The organism is Arthrobacter sp. CMU6 (assembly GCF_059090205.1).
The window spans coordinates 45,442-63,276 of record NZ_JBNHFL010000021.1 but is presented as its reverse complement, the minus strand read 5'-3'; the positions used below and the strand labels follow the sequence as shown (position 1 = coordinate 63,276).

The window sequence follows — 17,835 nt, the reverse complement described above, 5'->3', positions numbered from 1 at the left end:
ACTGTGCTCACGTGGTTAGAAGGGAATGAGTCCGGCCATGGCGGGCAGGAAGGTACTGAACCACGGAACGGCGGCAAGCACCAGCAGTCCGATGAACACCGCGATGAGGTATGGCCAGAAATGCTTGAGGCTCTTTTCCACGGTCTCGAGTCCGGTTGCGCAGGCAACGTAGAAGCCGACGCCGGCCGGCGGGGCGAAGGAACCGATGCCCATGGAAATGATCAGCACCATGGCGTACTGCACCGGATTGACGCCGAATTCGGTGGCGATGGGCAGAAGCAGCGGCGCGAAGATCAGAACGGCGGGCAGGCCCTCCAGCAGCTGGCCCATGATGATCAGCAGCACGATGGTGAACAGCATGAAGAGCAGGGGCGAGTCGCCCAGGCCGGACATGAGGTCGTGAATCTGCTGGGAGACACCGGCCAGGGCAAGCGTCTGGGCCAGCGGCGACGCGGCGGCGATGATGAACAGAACCATGCCCGCCGTCGTCGTCGTTTCCCGCAGCGTATCGCCCAGCAGCCGCTTGCTGCCGCGCCGGTAGGCGGCGGCAAGGACGAAGGCATAGGCGACGGCGACCGAGGACACCTCGGTGGGGGTGGCGAAGCCGCTCAGGATGCCCACGACCATGCCTACCGGAAGGAGCAGAGTCGGGATGGCGAAGAACGTGGCGGAACCGCGTGCCCGCCAGGTGGCCTTGGGGCTGGCGACGCCGCCCTGCTTCTTGGCGCGGAGGAAGACGAGAGCCATGACCACGAGGGCGAGGAAGGCGGCCGGAACGAAGCCGGCCAGGAACAGTGTGGTGGTGGAAATCGTGGTGATGGAGCCCATGATGAGCAGGACGATGCTGGGCGGGATGGTCTCACCCATGATGGCCGAGGCGGACAGCACGGCGACCACCTCACCGCGCGGGTACTTTCGTTCCTCGAGCATGCCGCGCATGGTGGTGCCTACGGCCGCGACGTCCGCGACCTTGGACCCGGAGATGCCGGAGAAGATGTACATGGTCACTACGACCACCTGGAGCAGACCGCCCCGCAGGTGGCCGATGAGAGCGTCCACCAGCTTGGCGAGCGGCAGGGTCAGACCGGCGGAGTTCATGACGGTTCCGGCGAGGATGAAGAACGGGATGGCCAACAGCACGAAGCCCTTGGCCCCGGAGGCCATGCCGATCGGGATGGCGCTGACCTCGGAAATGCCGCCGAGGTAGAGGTAAATGCCGGAAGCCAGTGCGAGGACGAACGCGATGGGCAGGCCAAGGAACAGCAGGGCGAACAGGGCAACCAGCACCACGCCGAGCAGGAGGTTGGGCGAGGCGTAGTAGAACAGCGGCTGGGACAGGACTACGACGGCGGCCAAGGCTGTCGTGATGCCCGCACCCACCAGGACGGCGCGGCGCGGTTGCCTCCAGAGTTTCAGGACGGCGAACCAGGCGATGAGCACCATGCCCAGCGCGAACGGCAGCGAAACCCAGAAGACCGGCAGCTGGAGGATCGGTGTCTTTTCCTCGAACTGCTGGACGAGGGTGGGAACGAAGAGCGCAAAGGCACCCGCGCTCATGACGAAGACGAGGCAATCGACGAGGGCCGCCAGGTAGGGCTTCCAGTTGGCCGGGAGCCGCATGATCAGCGCCTGGACGGCCATGTGCGCGCCCTTGGGATAGGCGATCGCACCGCCGATGAAGGCGATGGTGAGAAGTGCGATTTCAGACACTTCCTGCGTCCACAGCACGGAATCCCCGGTGACAACCCGGACCGTGATGTTCAGCAGGATAACCACGAGCTCGGCAAGGATGGCCGCGCCGACGGTCCATTCCAATGCCTTGTCCAGCCAGACGGCCCCGCTCCAGCGCGGTGCGACGTGCCCGTGGTGGAGAATCTCTTCCGCATCAGAGGGAAGGACCTCTTCGAGTTCCTTGGGGGCGAGTGTATGTTCCATGTTTTTCCAGACTGTCAACGTTGAGAGCGGGATGCTGAGTGCGGGGATGCTTGCTGAGGGCCGGGGCGCCGGACTGCGCTCCGGCCCTCAAAGGTTCTACTTGGCTGCGGCAATCGCCTGGTCGAAGAATTCCTTGCCGATCAGCTTCGAGAAGTCCGGGTAGAGGCTCTTGGACACGGCCTTGAACTGCTCCAGCCCGGCGGCGGTGGGCTCGTTGGCCTTCATGCCCTTGGCGGTGAGCTCGGCCAGCTGCTTCTCCGACTGCTCGGCGTCGTACTCGGTCTTGAAGGTCGCCGTCTCGGCCGAGGCGTCCGTCAGGATCTTCTTCTGGTCCTCGGTGAGGGAATCCCATTTCTTGGAGGACAGTGCCAGGACCCAGGCATCGTTGATGTGGTGCGTCAGCGATACGTACTTCTGGACCTCGGAGAACTTGTTGGTCCACGGCACCTCGATCGGGTTTTCCTGACCGTCGATGGTTCCGGTCTGCAGGCCGGTGAAGACTTCGGAGAACGCCATGGTGGTGGGGCTCGCGCCCAGCTTTCCGAAGAAGTCCGTCCACAGCGGGTTGCCCGGCACGCGGATCTTCAGGCCCTTCAGGTCCGAGGGCTGCTCGATGGGGCGTTCGGAGTTGGTGATCTGGCGACCGGTCCGGGTGAGGAAGGACAGTGCGACGGTGTTCTTCTCCTTGAGCTTCTCCTTCAGCACATCGCCGGGCTTGCCCGCCAGGAACGCCGCCTCTTCCTTGGTGTCATCGAAGAGGTAAGGGATGCTGATGGCGTTCATCTCGGGCACCACGGACGCGTAAACCGACGTCGACAGGATCAGCGCGTCCAGCGAGCCGCCCTGCAGCCTCGTGACGGCAGCGTTTTGGTCCCCGCTGAAGCTCGTGCCGTTGGGCACCACCGTGACAACCACTGAACCGTTGGAGGTCTTTTTCACCTGGTCGGCGAAGTGCTGGGCGGAGACACCTACCGAGGAGGTCAGCGGGTCCGGAATGGACAGCTGGATTTTGGCCACTGGGGCGCCGCCGCCCGGGGCTCCGGAAGCGCAGCCGGCGAGGAGCGTGGCGGCGAGGGTCGCGGCCAGCACTCCGGTGAGGGCGCGGGTCTTGGTGTTCATGTGGTGCCTTTCTTCATTGGAAGGAGTCTTGTTCCCGGGCACGGGAAGCTTGGGGTCGCACCCGGGAGGTGGGGACGGGCGTGTGAATTAGGAGGTCAGTGCGGCTTCGGCGACGAGCGCTTCGGTTTCGCGGCGCAGCTCGAGGGCCTGGGACAGCGAGTCGTCCATGATGACGTCTTCCCACCGCACTGTGGCACCCTTGGCGATGTCGGCACGCAGCTCGACATGGTGGGCGAGGGCCACCGGCAGGGCGCCGATTTCCACCGAGTGCTTGGCTGAGACGAGCTTGCCCCACACCGTGAAGCCGCCCTCGCCGTCGAGGAATTCGCCGGCCTTGAGGTCCTTCTTGGCGGTGGCAACGACGTCGCCGAAGAAACCGACCGGGGAACCGGTGGCGATGCCGCGAAGGGCTGCGTTGGCTATGGACATGTTCAGTTCGAGGCCCACGTAGTGGTACGGGCGGTACAGGGCTGCGTACTGGCCGGTGGGGTCCGGGTGCCAGGGATATTCGTTGAAGCAGCCGGAGACGTAGCCGTTGGTTGCCTTGACGACGACGAACACGCCTTCCTGGGTGTTGTGGCTGATCCAGCTGCCGTCGCGGTTGACGCTGGACATGACGTCAACGCTTCCCTCGTGCGCCAGGGCACCCCCGACGTCGGCGGGCCGGCAGATGGTGGCGATCTCTTCCACGTCACCCGGTGTGAAGCTCAGGCCGTGGTCGGACGGCGTGAGGCCTGCGCCGTTGGCGACGGCGGCCATTTCGATGGACGCCTTGGTACCGTCACGGAAGGAGGTGTGCATGTACGGGTTGAGCTGGCCGGAGTCGGTGAGCTCCTTGGAGAACTCCCAGTTTTCCCACACGTTGTCCGGGTTCATCTCGTGGTAGTGCTCGAGGTACTTGGCGCCCTTGCCGGCGCAGACCACGTCGAAGCCGCTGGTCCGGGCCCAGTCCACCAGTTCCATGATGAGGGCCGGCTGGTCGCCGTACGCCATGGAATAGACGACGCCGGCCTCCTCCGCACGCTTGGCGAGGGCCGGGCCGGCCAGGGCGTCGGCCTCGACCGTGACCATGATGATGTGCTTCTTCGTTTCGATGGCGCGGAGCGCATGCTTCACGCCGACGATCGGGTTGCCGGTGGCTTCAACGATGACGTCGATGTCGACGTCGAACAGTTCATCCGCGTTGGCCACGATGGCGGTGGAGCGGTTCTCCAGCGCGGTGGCAATGTCCGGAGCGATCTGGTGCTGGGGCCATCCGACCAGCTCGAAGGCACCTTCTGCGCGCTTCACATTGATGTCAGCGATGGCAACAACATGGATGCCGGGGATGTTGTTTGCCTGGGCCAGGTACATGGTGCCGTACCGGCCGGCACCGATGAGTCCGACGCGGATCGGACGGCCCTGGTTCTCGCGGTCGCTAAGAAGCTTGTGAAGGTTCATGGGGATCTCTCTGATTGATGTCTGGCGGAAGAGAGATGGCCGTCCACCGTGCGGTGGAGCAACCTCTTCGTCGCACTGGGCGTGTCCGGATTAGCAGACACTGTGATCTGGGGTACCGGGTGGAACCGGTTCCACTTTTGTACCAGTCAGTGTTAAGCTGTGTCAACAGATGTCGGTGAACCCCACCGGCCACAAGGAGGAGCATTGAAGAAGGCGCCCACTATCCGCGACGTGGCGGCAGCGGCGGGAGTCTCCGTGTCCGTGGTGTCGCGGGTGCTGAACCCGGACTCCGGTCCGGTCGCGCCGGCCAAGCGCGAACAGGTACTGAATGTCATCAGTGAACTCGGGTACCGTCCCCGCGCTGCGGCGCGGGAGCTCAGCGCCGGCCACGCCCTTACCGTCGGCCTGGTGGTCACTGACCTTGCCAACCCATTTTTTGCACAGCTGGCGGACCGCGTGGTGTGGGAGGCCCGCAGCCACGGCGTGCAGGTGGTGGTCATGACCACCCAGGAGGACCCGCACCTTGAGGCCGAATCCCTGGACACCCTTCTTGACCGCTCGGTGGGCGGCGTCATTGCCACGCCAACGGGCGGAAACGTCGAGAAATGGGACCGCCTGCGGGACCTCGGCGTCAACGTGGTTTTCGTTGACCGCGCCATTGCGGAACTTGGCGACGTCGACGTCGTCAGCATCGAAAACTCCGACTCGGGCCGGCGCGCCACCGAACACCTCCTCGCGCTCGGCCACGAGCGGATCGGCCTGATCACCGGACCCGCCAGCACTTCCACAGGGCGTTCACGGATCGGCGGCTACCGGGCCGCCCTCGAAAGCGCTTCAATAAGCCTCGATCCCATGCTGGTCCGGGACGTCCCATTCCGCGGAGACGGCGGAGGAGACGCCGTCGGATCACTTCTGGCGCTCCCGGAGGCCCCCACCGGTCTGATCGTCGCCAACACCGCCCAGGTGCAAAGCTCAGTCAGGCGCCTCGTCCAGATGGGCGTCCGGATCCCCGACGACCTCTCGGTTATCGTCTTTGACGACAATCCGTGGACCGAATTGACCAGCCCGCCGCTCAGCGTGATCCGGCAGCCGATCGGCATGCTGGCCGTGCATTCCCTCGAGCTTGTCCTCGGACGGATGCAGGGCCGGCTCCCCGCCGGCGCCAGGACCATCGAAGTCAAGGCGGATTTCGTGCCGCGCAGCAGCTGCGCTGCACCGGCCCGCCTCGGCGCCAGCAAGTCCGCAACCAGATAAGGAAAAACCATGACAGTAGTTGTCACCGCCATGTTCACGCCCAAGGAAGGCGCCTTCGACGACGTCGTGGCCGCCCTCTCCCCCGCCATTGCGGAGGTTCACGAGGAGCCGGGCTGCATTCTGTACGCCATCCACGAAGCCCCGAACGGCCAGATCGTCATGATCGAAAAGTGGGAAAGCGCCGAGCTCCTCGATGCCCATGGCGCCGGCGACGCCGTCAAGCGCCTGAACGCCTCGCTTGAGGGCCTCCTCGAGGAACCGGTGGAGGTGACCCGGCTGGCCGCGATCCCCGCAGGCACCAGCGCACAGGGCGCGCTCTGACCCGAAGGATCCGAAGAACGACGGCGCCCCCCGCCTGAACATGTCAGGCGGGGGGCGCCGTCGATCCCCTGACCACCAGCTCCGGGTCCACGAGCTCAGTCCGGACGGGAAGTTCCGGATCCTTCATGCGGCCCAGCAGGGCCTTCGCAGCCCCTGTACCCACCTCGCTGTTCCGGCCGTCGATGGTGGTCAGGCGCAGCAGGTTTGCCGACGCAAGCGGCGAATTGTCGTAGCCGATCAGGGAAAGATCCTCCGGGATCCGCCGCCCCCGGTCCCGCGCCGCGGCCGCCACGCCCATAGCCATCACGTCGTTGGCCGCAAAAATCGCCGTGAGCTCCGGGTTTTGGTCAAGCAGCCTTAGCCCGCCCTCGTAGCCGTCCGGCTCCATCGTCAGCCCGTGGCCCTGCGCGGTGTGCGGCCGCAGGCCGTGGTCGCGCATCGCGGCCTCGAACCCCTGCGCCCGCAGACGGGCGGCGCCGCCCCCGCCGGTCACGTGCCCGATTTCCCTGTGCCCCAGCCCGATCAAATGCCCGGTGGCCAGGCGGCCGCCCGCCGCGTCGTCATTGGCCACAATATCCGCCCCCGGGACAGCGACATCGCGGTTGCCCGCCACCACCGCAGGAACATCGACGGCGGCGAACATCTCCTCCGTGGGCTCGGTCGCGATCACGATGCCGTCCACCCGCAGCGACATGAGGCCGTCCACCGGCGTCCGGTCCAGGTGCGCATTGAAGGACGGGTCGGCGACCGCCACCCGGAAGCCGAGAGGGGCGAGCTCATCGTGCAGCCCGCCCAGCAGCCCGACGAACCAGAGGTTCCGGTAGTCGTCCAGCACCACGCCGATGGTCCGGGATTTATTGCCAGCCAACGTCGCCGCCGCCCGGCTGGGGCGGTAGTTCAGCCGTTTGATGGCGTCCTCGACAGCGGCGCGGCGGGCAGCTGAGACGCCGGGCGCACCGCGCAGGACCAGCGAGACCAGGGATTTCGACACCCCGGCCGCGGAGGCAACGTCGTAAATGTTCGGGCGTTTGCCGGTCTCCTGGGTCACCCTGCCATTGTCACCCATCAGTCGGTCGTTTTGGGACATTGACAGGACAAAGTTCGCCCCTTATCGTGTTTATGGAGCGCTCCAATTTGCCTCACGCATCACAGCGGCTGAGTCCCGCAAAGCCCGTTTCAAAGGAGAAAACCAATGCCCAAAGATCTCGGCGTAGCCGTCATCGGGGCGGGCATGGCCGGCAAGGCTCACGCCGCCGCCTTCCGCACCGCGTCCGCCCTGTACAACCCCGTCCTGCCGCCGATCCGGCTGGTCTCCATCGGAGACGTGAACCCGGAATTCGGCTCCCTCGCCGCACGGCGCTTCGGTTACGAGCGCAACGACACCTCATGGCAGGCGATCGCCGAAGCAGCGGACATCGACGTCGTCAGTGTTGTCATCGCCAACTCATTGCACCGGGAAGTGGTGGAAGGCCTCCTCGCCGCCGGCAAGCACGTGCTGTGCGAGAAGCCGCTGAGCGACACCCTGGAGGACGCGCGGGCCATGGCCGATGCCGCCCGCAACGCCTCCTCGATCGCCCGGATCGGGTTCACTTTCCGCCGCACCCCGGGCATCGCCTACATCCGCGAGCTCATCCGGAACGGGACTCTGGGCAAGGTGCTGCACTTCAGCGGCCGCTACTGGACGGATTACGGCTTCAGCCCGGAGGCCCCCATGAGCTGGCGCTACAAGGGCGGTCCCGGCTCCGGTGCGCTGGCCGACGTCGGAAGCCACCTGGCGTATGTCTCTGAATTCCTCTGCGGTGACATCAAGTCCATCAGCGGCGGCCGCCTCAGCACCGCCATCGACAAGCGGCCCCTGCCGCTGGGCGCCGTCATCGGACACGAGCACGCCGCCGTCAGCGACACCTTTGAGGCCGTGGAGAACGACGACTACGCAGCCTTCTCCGCCGAATTCGAAAACGGCGCCGGCAGCTTCGAAGTCTCGCGCGTCGCAGCCGGGCACGCCAACAGCCTCAACTTCGAGGTCTTCTGCGAGAACGGCTCCGCCAAGTTCGACCAGCGCCGCCCCGGCGAAGTCCAGCTGTTCCTCAACGACGGCTCCGGCCACGAGAACGGCTACCGCCAGGTCATCCTCGGCCCCGGCCACCCCTACATCGCCGGCGGCCTGGCGATGGACGCCCCCGAGGTCGGCTTCGGCCAGAACGACGCGTTCGCCTACCAGTCCCGCGCGTTCCTCGAAGAGGTGGCCGGGCTCTCCGAAGAGGAATCCCTGCCGCGCTGCGCCACCTTCGACGACGGCGTTCGCAACATGGAACTGCTCGCCGCCGTCACCGAATCCGCCCTGAACAACGGAAAGAAGATCACGCTGTGAAGCTCGGCGTCTACAACGCGATCCTGCACGACCGTCCACTGCCCGAGGCCCTGAAGGTCGTCGCCGACCTGGGCCTGACCGGCATCGAAATCAACTCCGGCGGGTTCCTGCCCCCGGTGCACGTCCCCACCTTTGACGAAATCCTCGAAAGTGACGCCGCGCGCGATGACTACCTGGCGATCTTCGAGGGCACCGGCGTCTCCATCGCCGGACTGAACTGCAACGGCAACCCGCTGCACCCCAACCGCGCGATCGGCGACAAGCACGCCGAGGACATCCGCCGCTCTATCCGCCTGGCCCGCCGGCTGGGACAGAACCGCGTGGTCACCATGTCCGGACTGCCCGGCGGGGAACCCGGAGCCACCGTGCCGAACTGGATCGTGAACGCCTGGAACTCCGCGGCGCTGGACGTACTGGACTACCAGTGGGGAGTCGCCGCGGAGTTTTGGAAGGTAACGGACCGGCTTGCCGCCGACCTCGACGTCAAGGTGGCTCTGGAACTGCACCCGCAGAACCTGGTCTTCAACCCGGCCGACGTGTACAAGCTCATCGAACTGACCGGCGCCACCCACGTGGGTGTCGAGCTCGACGCCTCCCACCTGTTCTGGCAGCAGATGGATCCGGTGGCCGTGGTCCGCGAACTGGGCCCGCTGGTGTTCCACGCAGCGGCCAAGGACGTGCGCGTCAACAAGGCAACAGCCGCCATCTACGGCGTCCTGGACAACCGCTTCCGCAGGCTCTCCCCCCAGGAGAACCGCACCAACCTCGGCGGCGACGAATGGGCCAACGAATGGCCCAAGCCCGCCGCCTGGGACTTCGTTGCCCTCGGCAAAGGCCACGACACCGCCTACTGGACCGAGTTCCTGCGCGCCCTCCACGAAGTCGACCCTGACATGCTCGTCAACATCGAACACGAAGACGTGGAACTCGGCCGCATCGAAGGCCTCGAAGTCGCCGCCAAGGTCCTGAAGGAAGCGGACGCAGCCCTGGCAGCCGCACTGGTCAGCCCCTAGCAACCAGACCGTCAACACAACCACAGACAGGAAGCCTGCCGGCCATCAGACGGCAGGCTTCCTGCGTTGCCCGCGGTGAAGCCCATCGACGAGGCCCTGCAGACGACGGCCCGGGCCCTTGGGCAGAGCCTGAAGAGTGTCTACGCTGACCTGACGGTCCTGGCCGACGCCACCGCGCAGATCCTTGGGGAGCCGGGCACCTCGAGAACCAAGCTCGAATCCCTGGGGCCCGTCGTTGAGGACATTGTCCTGAAGCACGGCGGCCTGGTGGACAGCGCCGGCGTTTCCGTTGCCCGGGGCCTGCTAAGCGACGCTGACGCGTGGCACCAGTGGTGGAGCCTGGTGGGCGGGAAGCTGGTGTTCATCCCGCACAACCTGAATCCTGCGTCGATCAATTACTACGACTACACGGAAATGACCTGGTACGAGCGGCCCCTCGCGTCCGGCCAGCCAGAACTCATTGGCCCGTACATAGATTTCGGCGGTGCCGACATGAAAATCGTTACCGCGTCACGGCCGGTGCCGCAGGAGCTGCGCCCGGTGGCCGTGGCCGGGGCGAACCTCTCGATGGAGTCCATCGAGCGCACCTTCCTGCTCAACCTCGGCCGCCACGAGGAACACGTCGCCCTTATCACGGAAACCGGCAAGGTGGTGGCGTCCAACAGTGCCCGGTTCGCCCCCGGCGCGCGGTTCGAGGGCCCGCGCAGCGGCCCCGGCTCAGTCCCCGTGCCGGTGGCGGGCCTCGCCTCTCCCCCGTGGCACCTCGTCGCGGACGGCTGACCGTACTGCTGGTTGAGCCTGTGGTTTCGACAGGCTCAACCAGCAGGGTTCCGGCAGGCCCAGCCAGCGTCGTTTAGCGGATGCCCTGGTCAGCGAATTTCACGACGTCTGCCGCGTTGGACTTGTCGACAATGGTGGGCCCGGTGAGCACGGGCTGCCCGCCGCCGAGCTTGAATCCGCCCCGTTTAACCTGCCACAGGGCGTCCACGGACCCGTAGCCCTGGAGCCAGGGCTGCTGATCCACCGTGAACACCACCGTGCCGTCGGCGATCTTCTGGGCGAGCTCCTTGTTCAGGTCAAAGGAGGCGACCTTTGCCGAACTGCCGGCGGTGGCCACGGACTTCAGGAGGGTCAGCGTGATCGGGGCACCGAGTCCAATAATGACATCGGCGTCCTTGGCTGCCTGCAGCTTGGCGGTTGCCGTTGATTCGACGGAGGTCATGTCGGCGCCGTTCACGTACAGAATCTCGGTTCCCGGAACCTTCGACTTTACGCCGGCGCAGCGGGCTTCGAGCCCTACATGCCCCTGCGCCTGGATCACGCAGATGGGGTGCTTGAAGTTCTCAGCCGCCAGTTTCTCGCCCACCGCCTGGCCGGCCAGTTGCTCGTTGGAACCGAAGTGCGTGAACGCCCCGAGTTGCTTGGAGACATCCTCACCGGCGTTCAGGCTCACGATGGGAATGCCGGCGTCGGAGGCCTTCTTGAGCGAATCCTTCAACGCGCTGGGCGTGGCCAGGGTGACGGCGATGCCGCCCACCTTCTGGTCCACGGCCTGCTGGATCAGCTGCGCCTGCCGCCCGGCTTCGGGATCGTTCGTGTAGAGGAGCTCCACGTTGTCCTTGGCCGCGGCCTCCTCGGCGCCCTTCCGGACCGTGTCCCAGAACGTGTCGCCCGCCGGGGCGTGCGTGATCAGCGCAATCTTCATGCGCGGAGTCGAGGCGGCCTGGCCCCCGCCGGCCCCGCTGTTGGCTTCCGGCGCCCTTCCGCCCTGGCTGGAGCATGCCGCCAGGGCAAGCATCGGGATTGCAACCGCGGCCACCGCCGCGCGGCGCCAAAAAAACTTTTTCACTGGTGATCTCCTTCGATCGTGTCCAGATGGTTCGGGAACCACACCACTGCATCTTTCCGGCCGGAGAAGAGGGATGCGGGCGAGCGCAATTGGAGCGCTCCATGAGTTGAGAATACGAGCAGGGGTTTGTCCTGTCAATAGCTCTATTCAGCGTCACTTGCGGCGGAAAGCCTAGCGCTGGTAAGTACCCGTAAGCGTTGCCGTACCCAGCAAATGGCGGGCGAGTTCAGAACCCAGTCCGGCAGGCTTCGCGCCAGCCCCGCCCGGCAGCTCCGCGACGTCCAGCGCGTAGACGGTGACGATGTAGCGGTGCCGCCCGTGCCCCGGAGGCGGGGCAGCCCCAAGATAGCCGCGGAAGCCGGCGTCGTTCTTCAGCTGTACCGCGCCGGCCGGGAGCTGCGGGCCACCCTCGGCCCCGGCGCCCTCCGCCAGTGAGGTGGTGTCCGCGGGGATGTTCAGGACCGCCCAGTGCCAGAACCCGCCTGCGCCCGGCGCGTCCGGATCAAACACGGTCACCGCGTAGCTCCTGGTTCCGTCCGGCGCCCCGCTCCAGCTCAGCTGCGGGGACTCGTCAGCACCGCCGGCGTGCATCCTGCCGCTGCGCTGCGGCGGCGGCAGGGTCCCGCCATCCTCGAAGGACCGGCTGGTGAGCCCGAACGTTGGAACGTCCGGCAGGTTTGAAAACGGGCCCGGCGATGTCATGGCTGCTCCTCAGGTGGTGGGAACTTCGGCTTCCTCGGCTGCTGCTTCGACGCGGTTAAGCTCCGCCCGGGTGGGCGGGTTGGCGCCTGCACGGGACACGGTCACCGCCGCGGCGCGGGAGGCGTGGGCCAGGAGCGCCGTGAGCCCCTCTGCCGGGAGCGCGCGCAGGTCAGCCCTGTTCTGGGCGCCGTCCAGGCCGCGGTCGACTACCCCGGAGAGCAGCGCCGCCATGAAGGAATCCCCGGCGCCAACGGTGTCCGCCACCTCCACCCGGGGTGCGGCAAACTCGGCCTCGCCCGCGGCGGTGATCCCCCAGGGCCCCGCAGCGCCGCGCGTCACCACCACGACGGCCGGCCCTTCGGCACCGCCAAGCTTTAGCCAGCGGCGCGCGGACTCCAGCGGGTCCACGCCGGGATAGAGCCAGGCTAGGTCCTCGTCGGAGGCCTTGACGATGTCTGACAGGGTCACGAACTTTTCCACCTGCCGGCGGGCATAATCGGCGTCCGTGATGATGCTGGGGCGGCAGTTGGGGTCAAAACTGATGGTCGACGCCGGGTGGGCATGTTCGACGGCGGCCAGCACCTCCGCGGCGCCGGGCGCCAGCATGGTGGCGATGGAGCCGGTGTGCAGCAGCGTGGTTCCCTGCAGCATGAACGGCAGCCGTTCCGCCAGGCCGGGGAGCTCCCAGGCGAGGTCGAACGTGTAGGTGGCGGCGCCGTCGTCGTCCACCAGTGCCGTGGCCACGCTTGTTGGCAGCCCGTCCGGGGCCTGCGGGAGCATGACGGAACTCGCCCTCAGGTGGGCAGCCACCGACTCCCCGTACGCGTCCCGGCCGTACCGGCCGACGAACTGCACCGGGTGCCCCAGCCGGGCAAGCCCGACGGCGACGTTAAGCGGGCTGCCGCCCACATGGGCTTCAATTCCGGAGCTGCGCTGGACCACGTCAACGAGGCCCTCGCCGATAACAGTGAGCATGGTCATACTCTGCCAGAGAACGCCGCCCGGCGCTCGAGTTCCCTACAGCCGGCTAGGCCTTCTTCCCCGGCAGCGCGAGCTTGAAGACCTTCGCCCAGGAGGATCCCACCTGCTTCAGCAGCGGCCCGGTGGTGTAAGGCAGGCCGTAGCGCCGGCAGATTTCCTGGACCTTCGGGGCCACTTCCCCGTACCTGTTGGACGGCAGGTCCGGGAACAAGTGGTGCTCGATCTGGTGGGACAGGTTCCCGGTCATGATGTGCATGAACTTGGAACCGGAAATGTTGGCGGAGCCGATCATCTGCCGGACGTACCAGTCGCCGCGGGTCTCGCCCTCGACCATTTCCTCCGTGAAGGTATCCGTCCCTTCGGGGAAGTGGCCGCAGAAGATCACTGCGTGCGCCCAAACGTTACGGACGGCATTGGCGGTCAGCGTTCCGAAGAGGGCCTGCTTGCCCGATCCGGTAAGCATGGCCACGGCCGGGGTGGCGGCGTAGTCCTTGGTGAACTGCTTGAGGGCCTTGATGCCGAGTGCCTTGAGGTCCCGGACCATGGCCTCCTTGCTCTTCTTGCCCTCCTTGTAGTCCACGATTTCCAGGTCGTAGACGGCGATGCCCCATTCGAAAATGGGGGCGAGGATGGCGTTATACAGCGGATTGCCCAGGGCGCGCGGGGTCCAGGGCTGGTCCTCGTCCATGCGCAGCAGGTTGTATCCGACGTCGTTGTCCTTGCCCACCACGTTGGTCCAGCGGTGGTGCAGGTCGTTGTGGGTGTGCTGCCACGAACGCGCCGGGGTTACGAAGTCCCATTCCCACGTGGTGGAGTGGATGTCCGGATCACGCATCCAGTCCCACTGGCCATGGAGGATGTTGTGGCCGATCTCCATGTTTTCCAGGATCTTGGCAAGACTGAGCAGGCTGGTGCCGGTGACCCAGGCTGCTTTGTTGCGGCCCATCAGCAGCGCAGCCCTGCCGGAGATCTCCAGCCCGCGCTGGATCTTGATGACCCGGCGGATGTAGGCGGCGTCGGAGGCTCCGCGCTTGGCCAGGATGTCGTCCTTGATGGCGTCCAGCTCCCGGCCGAGCTCTGCCACCTGCTCGTCGGTAAGGTGCGCTGCGGCGGGCGGGCGCACGGCCGGCCGGCCGGTGGTGGCCAGGGCCCCGGGCCGCGGCTTTGTAACGGGCTTGTCGGTGGGCGTCGCAGTCGCGGCTGTGCGGTCGGATATTGCAGTCATGCTTGTGATACTCCTCAGATGTCGAGGTTAACGGGCCCGGCGGCTGCCGAAACGCACGTCTGGATTAGTTGGCCCGGTTCACCGTGGACTTCACCGGTGCGCAGGTCCCGGACCTGCCCTGCACGCAGGGGCAGCAGGCAGCTGTGGCAGATGCCCATGCGGCAACCGCTGGGCATGAGGACGCCGGCGTCTTCGCCCACGTCAAGAAGGGGGGTGTCGCCGTCGGCCTCCACCTCGCGGTCGGAGGCCTCAAAGGTGACCAGACCGCCGTCGTGCCCGGCACCCGCCAGCAGGCTGGTGTTGAAGCGTTCGATGATGAGGTTGACGGGGTCCGCCGCGAACGGGCCGGTGGCCCCGTCTGCGCGGGCCGACTTGGGGTCCTTGGGATGGGCGGCGGCTTCGGCGGCCCACAGGGCTTCGGCGTCGTCGAGGAACCCTTCCGGGCCGCAGGCGTAAGCAGCGCGGGTGCGCCAGTCGGGACACAGGCTGTCCAGCCCGGCGGCCGAGCCGAAGTCCATCCGGCCGCGTTCCCCCGTGTACCAGTGCGTGACGCGGAAGTTGGGAAACTGGTCCGCAAGCTCGGAAAGTTCCTCGCGGAAAATGCTGTCCTCCGGCCGGCGGGCGGAGTGGACCAGCACCACGTCGGCGTCGGGGCGGTGCGGCACGAGCGTGCGGACCATGGACATCACGGGGGTGATGCCGCTGCCGGCGGTGAGCATCAGAAGCGGCCTGGGGCGTTCGGGAAGAACGAAGTCGCCCTGCGGCGGTGCCAGGAACAGGACGTCCCCGGGCCGGGTATTGCGGACCAGAACGCCGGACACAGCGCCCACATCGCTCACGGTAATGGCGGGATCCTCCCCCGCCGGGGCGCTGAGCGAATAGGACCGCCAGTGCCGGACGCCGTCGAGCTCCACGCCGATCCGTGCCCACTGTCCGGCCTTATGGGCCTTCCAGCCGCGGCCGGGCCGGAAATGGATGGTGGCTGAATCAGCTGTTTCGGGAACAACCTTGGTGACCACACCGCGCAGCTGCCGGGTTGAAAACACCGGATCAAAGAGCGCGAGAATATCCTCCGGGGCGAGAGGAGTGGTCAAAACAGACGCGGCGCGTGCCAGCTTGCGAAGCCGGATCATGCTGTCCACCGCATGATGGGTTCACCCATGTGTATCTCCTAGTGAAACCCGGGATCGTGATATATAAAAGTACCTCAGTCCCCACTTACTAGCGTCCTCCATGCCGGCGCCGGTAGCAACCTCGGCCCGCTTCGGCATGGCCTTCACCTGCGGGATCTCCGTGACGACGGCGCGGGCGCGCAGACCAGGGTGATGGCAGTGAGTTCAAACAGGGCTATCTCCCTCCGTTGTGGCGTCTGCGGCATTCGCGGTTGATGATAAGCATACTTACCGCCGGAGTGCATAGAGAAGCTTAGCCCATACAAAGCAACGAACAGGCGTCGCAGGAGTTCCCGCACTCGGGCCGTGAGCCTAGAGCTGCAGCAGCTCCTGCACCAGCTCGCGGCACTTCCGATAGGACGGGGCCTTCGGGTCGATCAGCGAGAAGTGGTCGCCGGGCACCTTGACCACCTGGACCGGGGCGCCGGCTGCGCGGGCGGCAGACGCGTAGGCCTCGGACTGGCTCACCGGCACGGTATCGTCCTCGAGCCCGTGGACCGCGTACACGGGGATGGCCAGCGGCACGGCACTCATCGGGTCGGCGTACTTGTGGCGCTTGGGGTACCTTTCGGCGGAGCCCCCCAGCAGGTTGCTGACGGCGCCGTTGCTGAGGTCGAGCCACTCGGCCTGCGCGAGGTTGAGCAGCCCGGACTGGCTCACAACGCCGGCCAGGTGGACGGCTTCACCGTTGAGGTTCCGGCCCACCTGCCGGTCGGCATCTGCCGCACCGAGTTCCGCAAGCCGGTCCCGGCCGGCCGCCCAGACGGCCAGATGGCCACCGGCCGAGTGTCCCAGCGCCACCACCCGGCTCAGGTCGAGGTCATGCTCGCCGGCCAGCTCGCGGAGTTTGTCGATCCCGGCGAGGACATCCTCGAACGTTCGCGGCCAACCGCCGCCGTTGCCCGCCCGGCGGTACTCAAGGTTCCAGGCCACGATGCCGTGCGCCGCAAGGTCCTTGGCCAGCGGTTCGCCCAGCTCGGCACCGTACTGCGAGCGCCAGTAGCCGCCGTGGATCACCACAACGACGCCGCGCGGGGAAGGCGGCTTGCCGTTGCGCTCGGCAGGTGTCTCCGGCAGGAAGAGCTCGCCCCACTGGCTGGGGTGGTCACCGTAGTGGTACTTCTGCCGCTTCACTGCATCCTCCTAGGATCCTTCGAACGGGGCCCCGGGCCCCTCTTTGCCGCGTCCCGCGCGCCCGGGATCCGGGGTTGCGGGACACGACGGCGCACAACAGCCATGTGCCGAGCCTACAGGGAGGCCGCTTCCATGGGGCAGAAGGGGCTGCAGTGGCGGGGGGTGTCACCTGCACTGCTGTCACACTGCCTTGATAGTTTGGAACCATGGCAAGCAACTGGGATCGCCTGGACGTCACTCAGCGCGACTCCGTACAGGAAAGCGTGGAACTCTATGAGCGCGTCCGGCCTGCCCTGAAGCTTGTCACCAGGGAAGTCCTGCAGATATTGCGCACCATGCTCAAGGACACCGAAGTTACCCCGCTGTTTGTGACAGGCCGGACCAAGTCGGTGGATTCCTTCCGGGAAAAGATCTCCCGCACCGAGGAACCCCTGGAACCCGGCGGCCCGCGGCTCCTGAAGTTCCCGGACCCGTTCCGGACCCTCAACGACATGGTGGGCGTCCGCGTCATCACCAAACTGCCGGCGGAGAACGCACTGGTGGCCAACCTGATCAAGCGCCAGCGGCACCTCTTCGACTGCCGCGGGGACCGTGAAAAGGACATCGGCTCCATCGAGTCCGGCACCTACGGCTACTCCAGCCGGCACCTGATCCTGCGCACCATCCAGAACGATGTCGTGAAGAGCTACCAGCAGGTGTTCAACCCTGAGGTCCAGCCCAACGGCAGCTACTTCTTCGAATGCCAGATCCGCACCGTCTTTGCGCATGCCTGGAGCGAGATCGAGCACGACATCCGGTTCAAGGCCGAGGACCCGCGGGCCTGGACGCCGCACTTCGACCGTCAGTTCACCGCCACGGCCGCCATGCTGGAGACCGTGGAGACCGCCTTCGCCGACCTGCACGAACGCTATGAGGAGGTCCGCAGCTATTGGGACCTGGACGGTGAGGGCGCGGCGCAGCTCACCCCCAACCGCATCCGCGACGTGTGGCGCACCCTGCTCCCCCACGTGGACCGTAAAGTAGATGACGACTGGGGATGGGCGGCCGAACTCCTGGCGGCCCACGGACTCAAGCAGACCGTCCAGCTTGCCGGACTGCTCAGCGCCAACCGGATCACTGAGGTCCGCCGGGCCCTGGACCACCGCTACTCCCCCGGACCGGACCGCCTGCTGGATGACCTCCTGCTGTGGCAGTACGGCACCAAACACATCGACCTCACCGCTGAGGCGCCCGACGCCGTTCCCCACCCGCGGCGCGACAGCCTCCTGCGGCGGCTGAAGCAGATCGAGCGCTACCGCCAGACCAAGAAATAGAGTTTC

At 66.4% G+C, this 17,835-nt stretch carries 16 protein-coding genes; 6 read left to right on the top strand and 10 right to left on the bottom strand.

Going from position 1 to position 17,835, the window contains the following annotated elements:
- Positions 1 to 15 precede the first annotated feature (15 nt).
- The 3 genes from AC5RWD_RS15495 to AC5RWD_RS15485 form a co-directional block, all read right to left on the bottom strand.
- Entirely contained in the window at positions 16 to 1,935 is a 1,920-nt protein-coding gene (locus tag AC5RWD_RS15495) for a TRAP transporter large permease (RefSeq protein WP_494020857.1), read from the bottom strand.
- Between the two features lie 96 nt (positions 1,936 to 2,031).
- The gene (locus AC5RWD_RS15490; RefSeq protein WP_494020856.1) at positions 2,032 to 3,054 is read right to left on the bottom strand and encodes a DctP family TRAP transporter solute-binding subunit; all 1,023 of its coding nucleotides are present in this window, start codon (positions 3,052 to 3,054) and stop codon (positions 2,032 to 2,034) included.
- 87 nt (positions 3,055 to 3,141) lie between these two features.
- Positions 3,142 to 4,494: an NAD(P)H-dependent oxidoreductase gene (locus AC5RWD_RS15485; protein WP_494020855.1), complete on the bottom strand. Its 1,353-nt coding sequence runs from the start codon at positions 4,492 to 4,494 to the stop codon at positions 3,142 to 3,144.
- Between the two features lie 204 nt (positions 4,495 to 4,698).
- On the opposite strand from AC5RWD_RS15485, the gene AC5RWD_RS15480 reads away from it, so the two are divergent.
- Together AC5RWD_RS15480 and AC5RWD_RS15475 are read left to right on the top strand one after the other, a co-directional pair.
- Complete coding sequence (locus AC5RWD_RS15480) at positions 4,699 to 5,748, top strand: LacI family DNA-binding transcriptional regulator (protein WP_494020854.1); 1,050 nt, start codon at positions 4,699 to 4,701, stop codon at positions 5,746 to 5,748.
- Positions 5,749 to 5,757: 9 nt separating this feature from the next.
- Entirely contained in the window at positions 5,758 to 6,069 is a 312-nt protein-coding gene (locus tag AC5RWD_RS15475) for a putative quinol monooxygenase (RefSeq protein ID WP_494020853.1), read from the top strand.
- A 43-nt stretch (positions 6,070 to 6,112) separates the two neighbouring features.
- On the opposite strand, the gene AC5RWD_RS15470 is transcribed toward AC5RWD_RS15475, so the two are convergent.
- Positions 6,113 to 7,117, bottom strand: a complete 1,005-nt coding sequence (locus AC5RWD_RS15470) for a LacI family DNA-binding transcriptional regulator (RefSeq protein WP_494020852.1) — start codon at positions 7,115 to 7,117, stop codon at positions 6,113 to 6,115.
- A 144-nt stretch (positions 7,118 to 7,261) separates the two neighbouring features.
- On the opposite strand from AC5RWD_RS15470, the gene AC5RWD_RS15465 reads away from it, so the two are divergent.
- The 3 genes from AC5RWD_RS15465 (at position 7,262) to AC5RWD_RS15455 (ending at position 10,233) form a co-directional block, all read left to right on the top strand.
- On the top strand, positions 7,262 to 8,440 hold the full coding sequence (locus AC5RWD_RS15465; protein WP_494020851.1) for a Gfo/Idh/MocA family protein: 1,179 nt from the start codon (positions 7,262 to 7,264) through the stop codon (positions 8,438 to 8,440).
- Entirely contained in the window at positions 8,437 to 9,453 is a 1,017-nt protein-coding gene (locus AC5RWD_RS15460; RefSeq protein ID WP_494020850.1) for a sugar phosphate isomerase/epimerase family protein, read from the top strand. Before AC5RWD_RS15465 ends, AC5RWD_RS15460 begins: the two co-directional genes overlap by 4 nt.
- A 75-nt stretch (positions 9,454 to 9,528) precedes the next feature.
- Positions 9,529 to 10,233 carry a cache domain-containing protein gene (locus tag AC5RWD_RS15455; protein ID WP_494020887.1) on the top strand — a complete coding sequence of 235 codons (705 nt, stop codon included), beginning with the start codon at positions 9,529 to 9,531 and terminating at the stop codon, positions 10,231 to 10,233.
- A gap of 73 nt (positions 10,234 to 10,306) precedes the next feature.
- On the opposite strand, the gene AC5RWD_RS15450 is transcribed toward AC5RWD_RS15455, so the two are convergent.
- The 6 genes from AC5RWD_RS15450 to AC5RWD_RS15425 form a co-directional block, all read right to left on the bottom strand.
- Positions 10,307 to 11,302: a substrate-binding domain-containing protein gene (locus AC5RWD_RS15450; protein ID WP_494020849.1), complete on the bottom strand. Its 996-nt coding sequence runs from the start codon at positions 11,300 to 11,302 to the stop codon at positions 10,307 to 10,309.
- A 171-nt stretch (positions 11,303 to 11,473) separates the two neighbouring features.
- Entirely contained in the window at positions 11,474 to 12,004 is a 531-nt protein-coding gene (locus AC5RWD_RS15445; RefSeq protein WP_494020848.1) for a YbhB/YbcL family Raf kinase inhibitor-like protein, read from the bottom strand.
- A gap of 9 nt (positions 12,005 to 12,013) precedes the next feature.
- Positions 12,014 to 12,979: a carbohydrate kinase family protein gene (locus AC5RWD_RS15440; protein WP_494020847.1), complete on the bottom strand. Its 966-nt coding sequence runs from the start codon at positions 12,977 to 12,979 to the stop codon at positions 12,014 to 12,016.
- 52 nt (positions 12,980 to 13,031) lie between these two features.
- Positions 13,032 to 14,210 carry a fatty acid desaturase family protein gene (locus tag AC5RWD_RS15435; RefSeq protein WP_494020846.1) on the bottom strand — a complete coding sequence of 393 codons (1,179 nt, stop codon included), beginning with the start codon at positions 14,208 to 14,210 and terminating at the stop codon, positions 13,032 to 13,034.
- A 14-nt stretch (positions 14,211 to 14,224) separates the two neighbouring features.
- Entirely contained in the window at positions 14,225 to 15,343 is a 1,119-nt protein-coding gene (locus AC5RWD_RS15430) for a ferredoxin reductase (protein ID WP_494020886.1), read from the bottom strand.
- Positions 15,344 to 15,694: 351 nt separating this feature from the next.
- Positions 15,695 to 16,516 carry an alpha/beta hydrolase gene (locus tag AC5RWD_RS15425; protein ID WP_494020845.1) on the bottom strand — a complete coding sequence of 274 codons (822 nt, stop codon included), beginning with the start codon at positions 16,514 to 16,516 and terminating at the stop codon, positions 15,695 to 15,697.
- A gap of 206 nt (positions 16,517 to 16,722) precedes the next feature.
- Here AC5RWD_RS15425 and AC5RWD_RS15420 point away from each other — a divergent pair, with 206 nt between their 5' ends.
- Positions 16,723 to 17,829 (top strand): GTP pyrophosphokinase, encoded by a 1,107-nt coding sequence (locus AC5RWD_RS15420; protein WP_494020844.1) that lies wholly within the window; start codon positions 16,723 to 16,725, stop codon positions 17,827 to 17,829.
- The last annotated feature ends 6 nt before the right edge of the window (positions 17,830 to 17,835 follow it).

Excerpts from the sequence above, each read along its gene's own strand:
- AC5RWD_RS15495 (WP_494020857.1), bottom strand. The coding sequence starts at position 1,935 with ATGGAACATACACTCGCCCCCAAGGAACTCGAAGAGGTCCTTCCCTCT.
- AC5RWD_RS15490 (WP_494020856.1), bottom strand. The coding sequence starts at position 3,054 with ATGAACACCAAGACCCGCGCCCTCACCGGAGTGCTGGCCGCGACCCTC.
- AC5RWD_RS15485 (WP_494020855.1), bottom strand. The coding sequence starts at position 4,494 with ATGAACCTTCACAAGCTTCTTAGCGACCGCGAGAACCAGGGCCGTCCG.
- AC5RWD_RS15475 (WP_494020853.1), top strand. The coding sequence starts at position 5,758 with ATGACAGTAGTTGTCACCGCCATGTTCACGCCCAAGGAAGGCGCCTTC.
- AC5RWD_RS15465 (WP_494020851.1), top strand. The coding sequence starts at position 7,262 with ATGCCCAAAGATCTCGGCGTAGCCGTCATCGGGGCGGGCATGGCCGGC.
- AC5RWD_RS15445 (WP_494020848.1), bottom strand. The coding sequence starts at position 12,004 with ATGACATCGCCGGGCCCGTTTTCAAACCTGCCGGACGTTCCAACGTTC.
- AC5RWD_RS15440 (WP_494020847.1), bottom strand. The coding sequence starts at position 12,979 with ATGCTCACTGTTATCGGCGAGGGCCTCGTTGACGTGGTCCAGCGCAGC.
- AC5RWD_RS15435 (WP_494020846.1), bottom strand. The coding sequence starts at position 14,210 with ATGACTGCAATATCCGACCGCACAGCCGCGACTGCGACGCCCACCGAC.
- AC5RWD_RS15430 (WP_494020886.1), bottom strand. The coding sequence starts at position 15,343 with ATGATCCGGCTTCGCAAGCTGGCACGCGCCGCGTCTGTTTTGACCACT.
- AC5RWD_RS15420 (WP_494020844.1), top strand. The coding sequence starts at position 16,723 with ATGGCAAGCAACTGGGATCGCCTGGACGTCACTCAGCGCGACTCCGTA.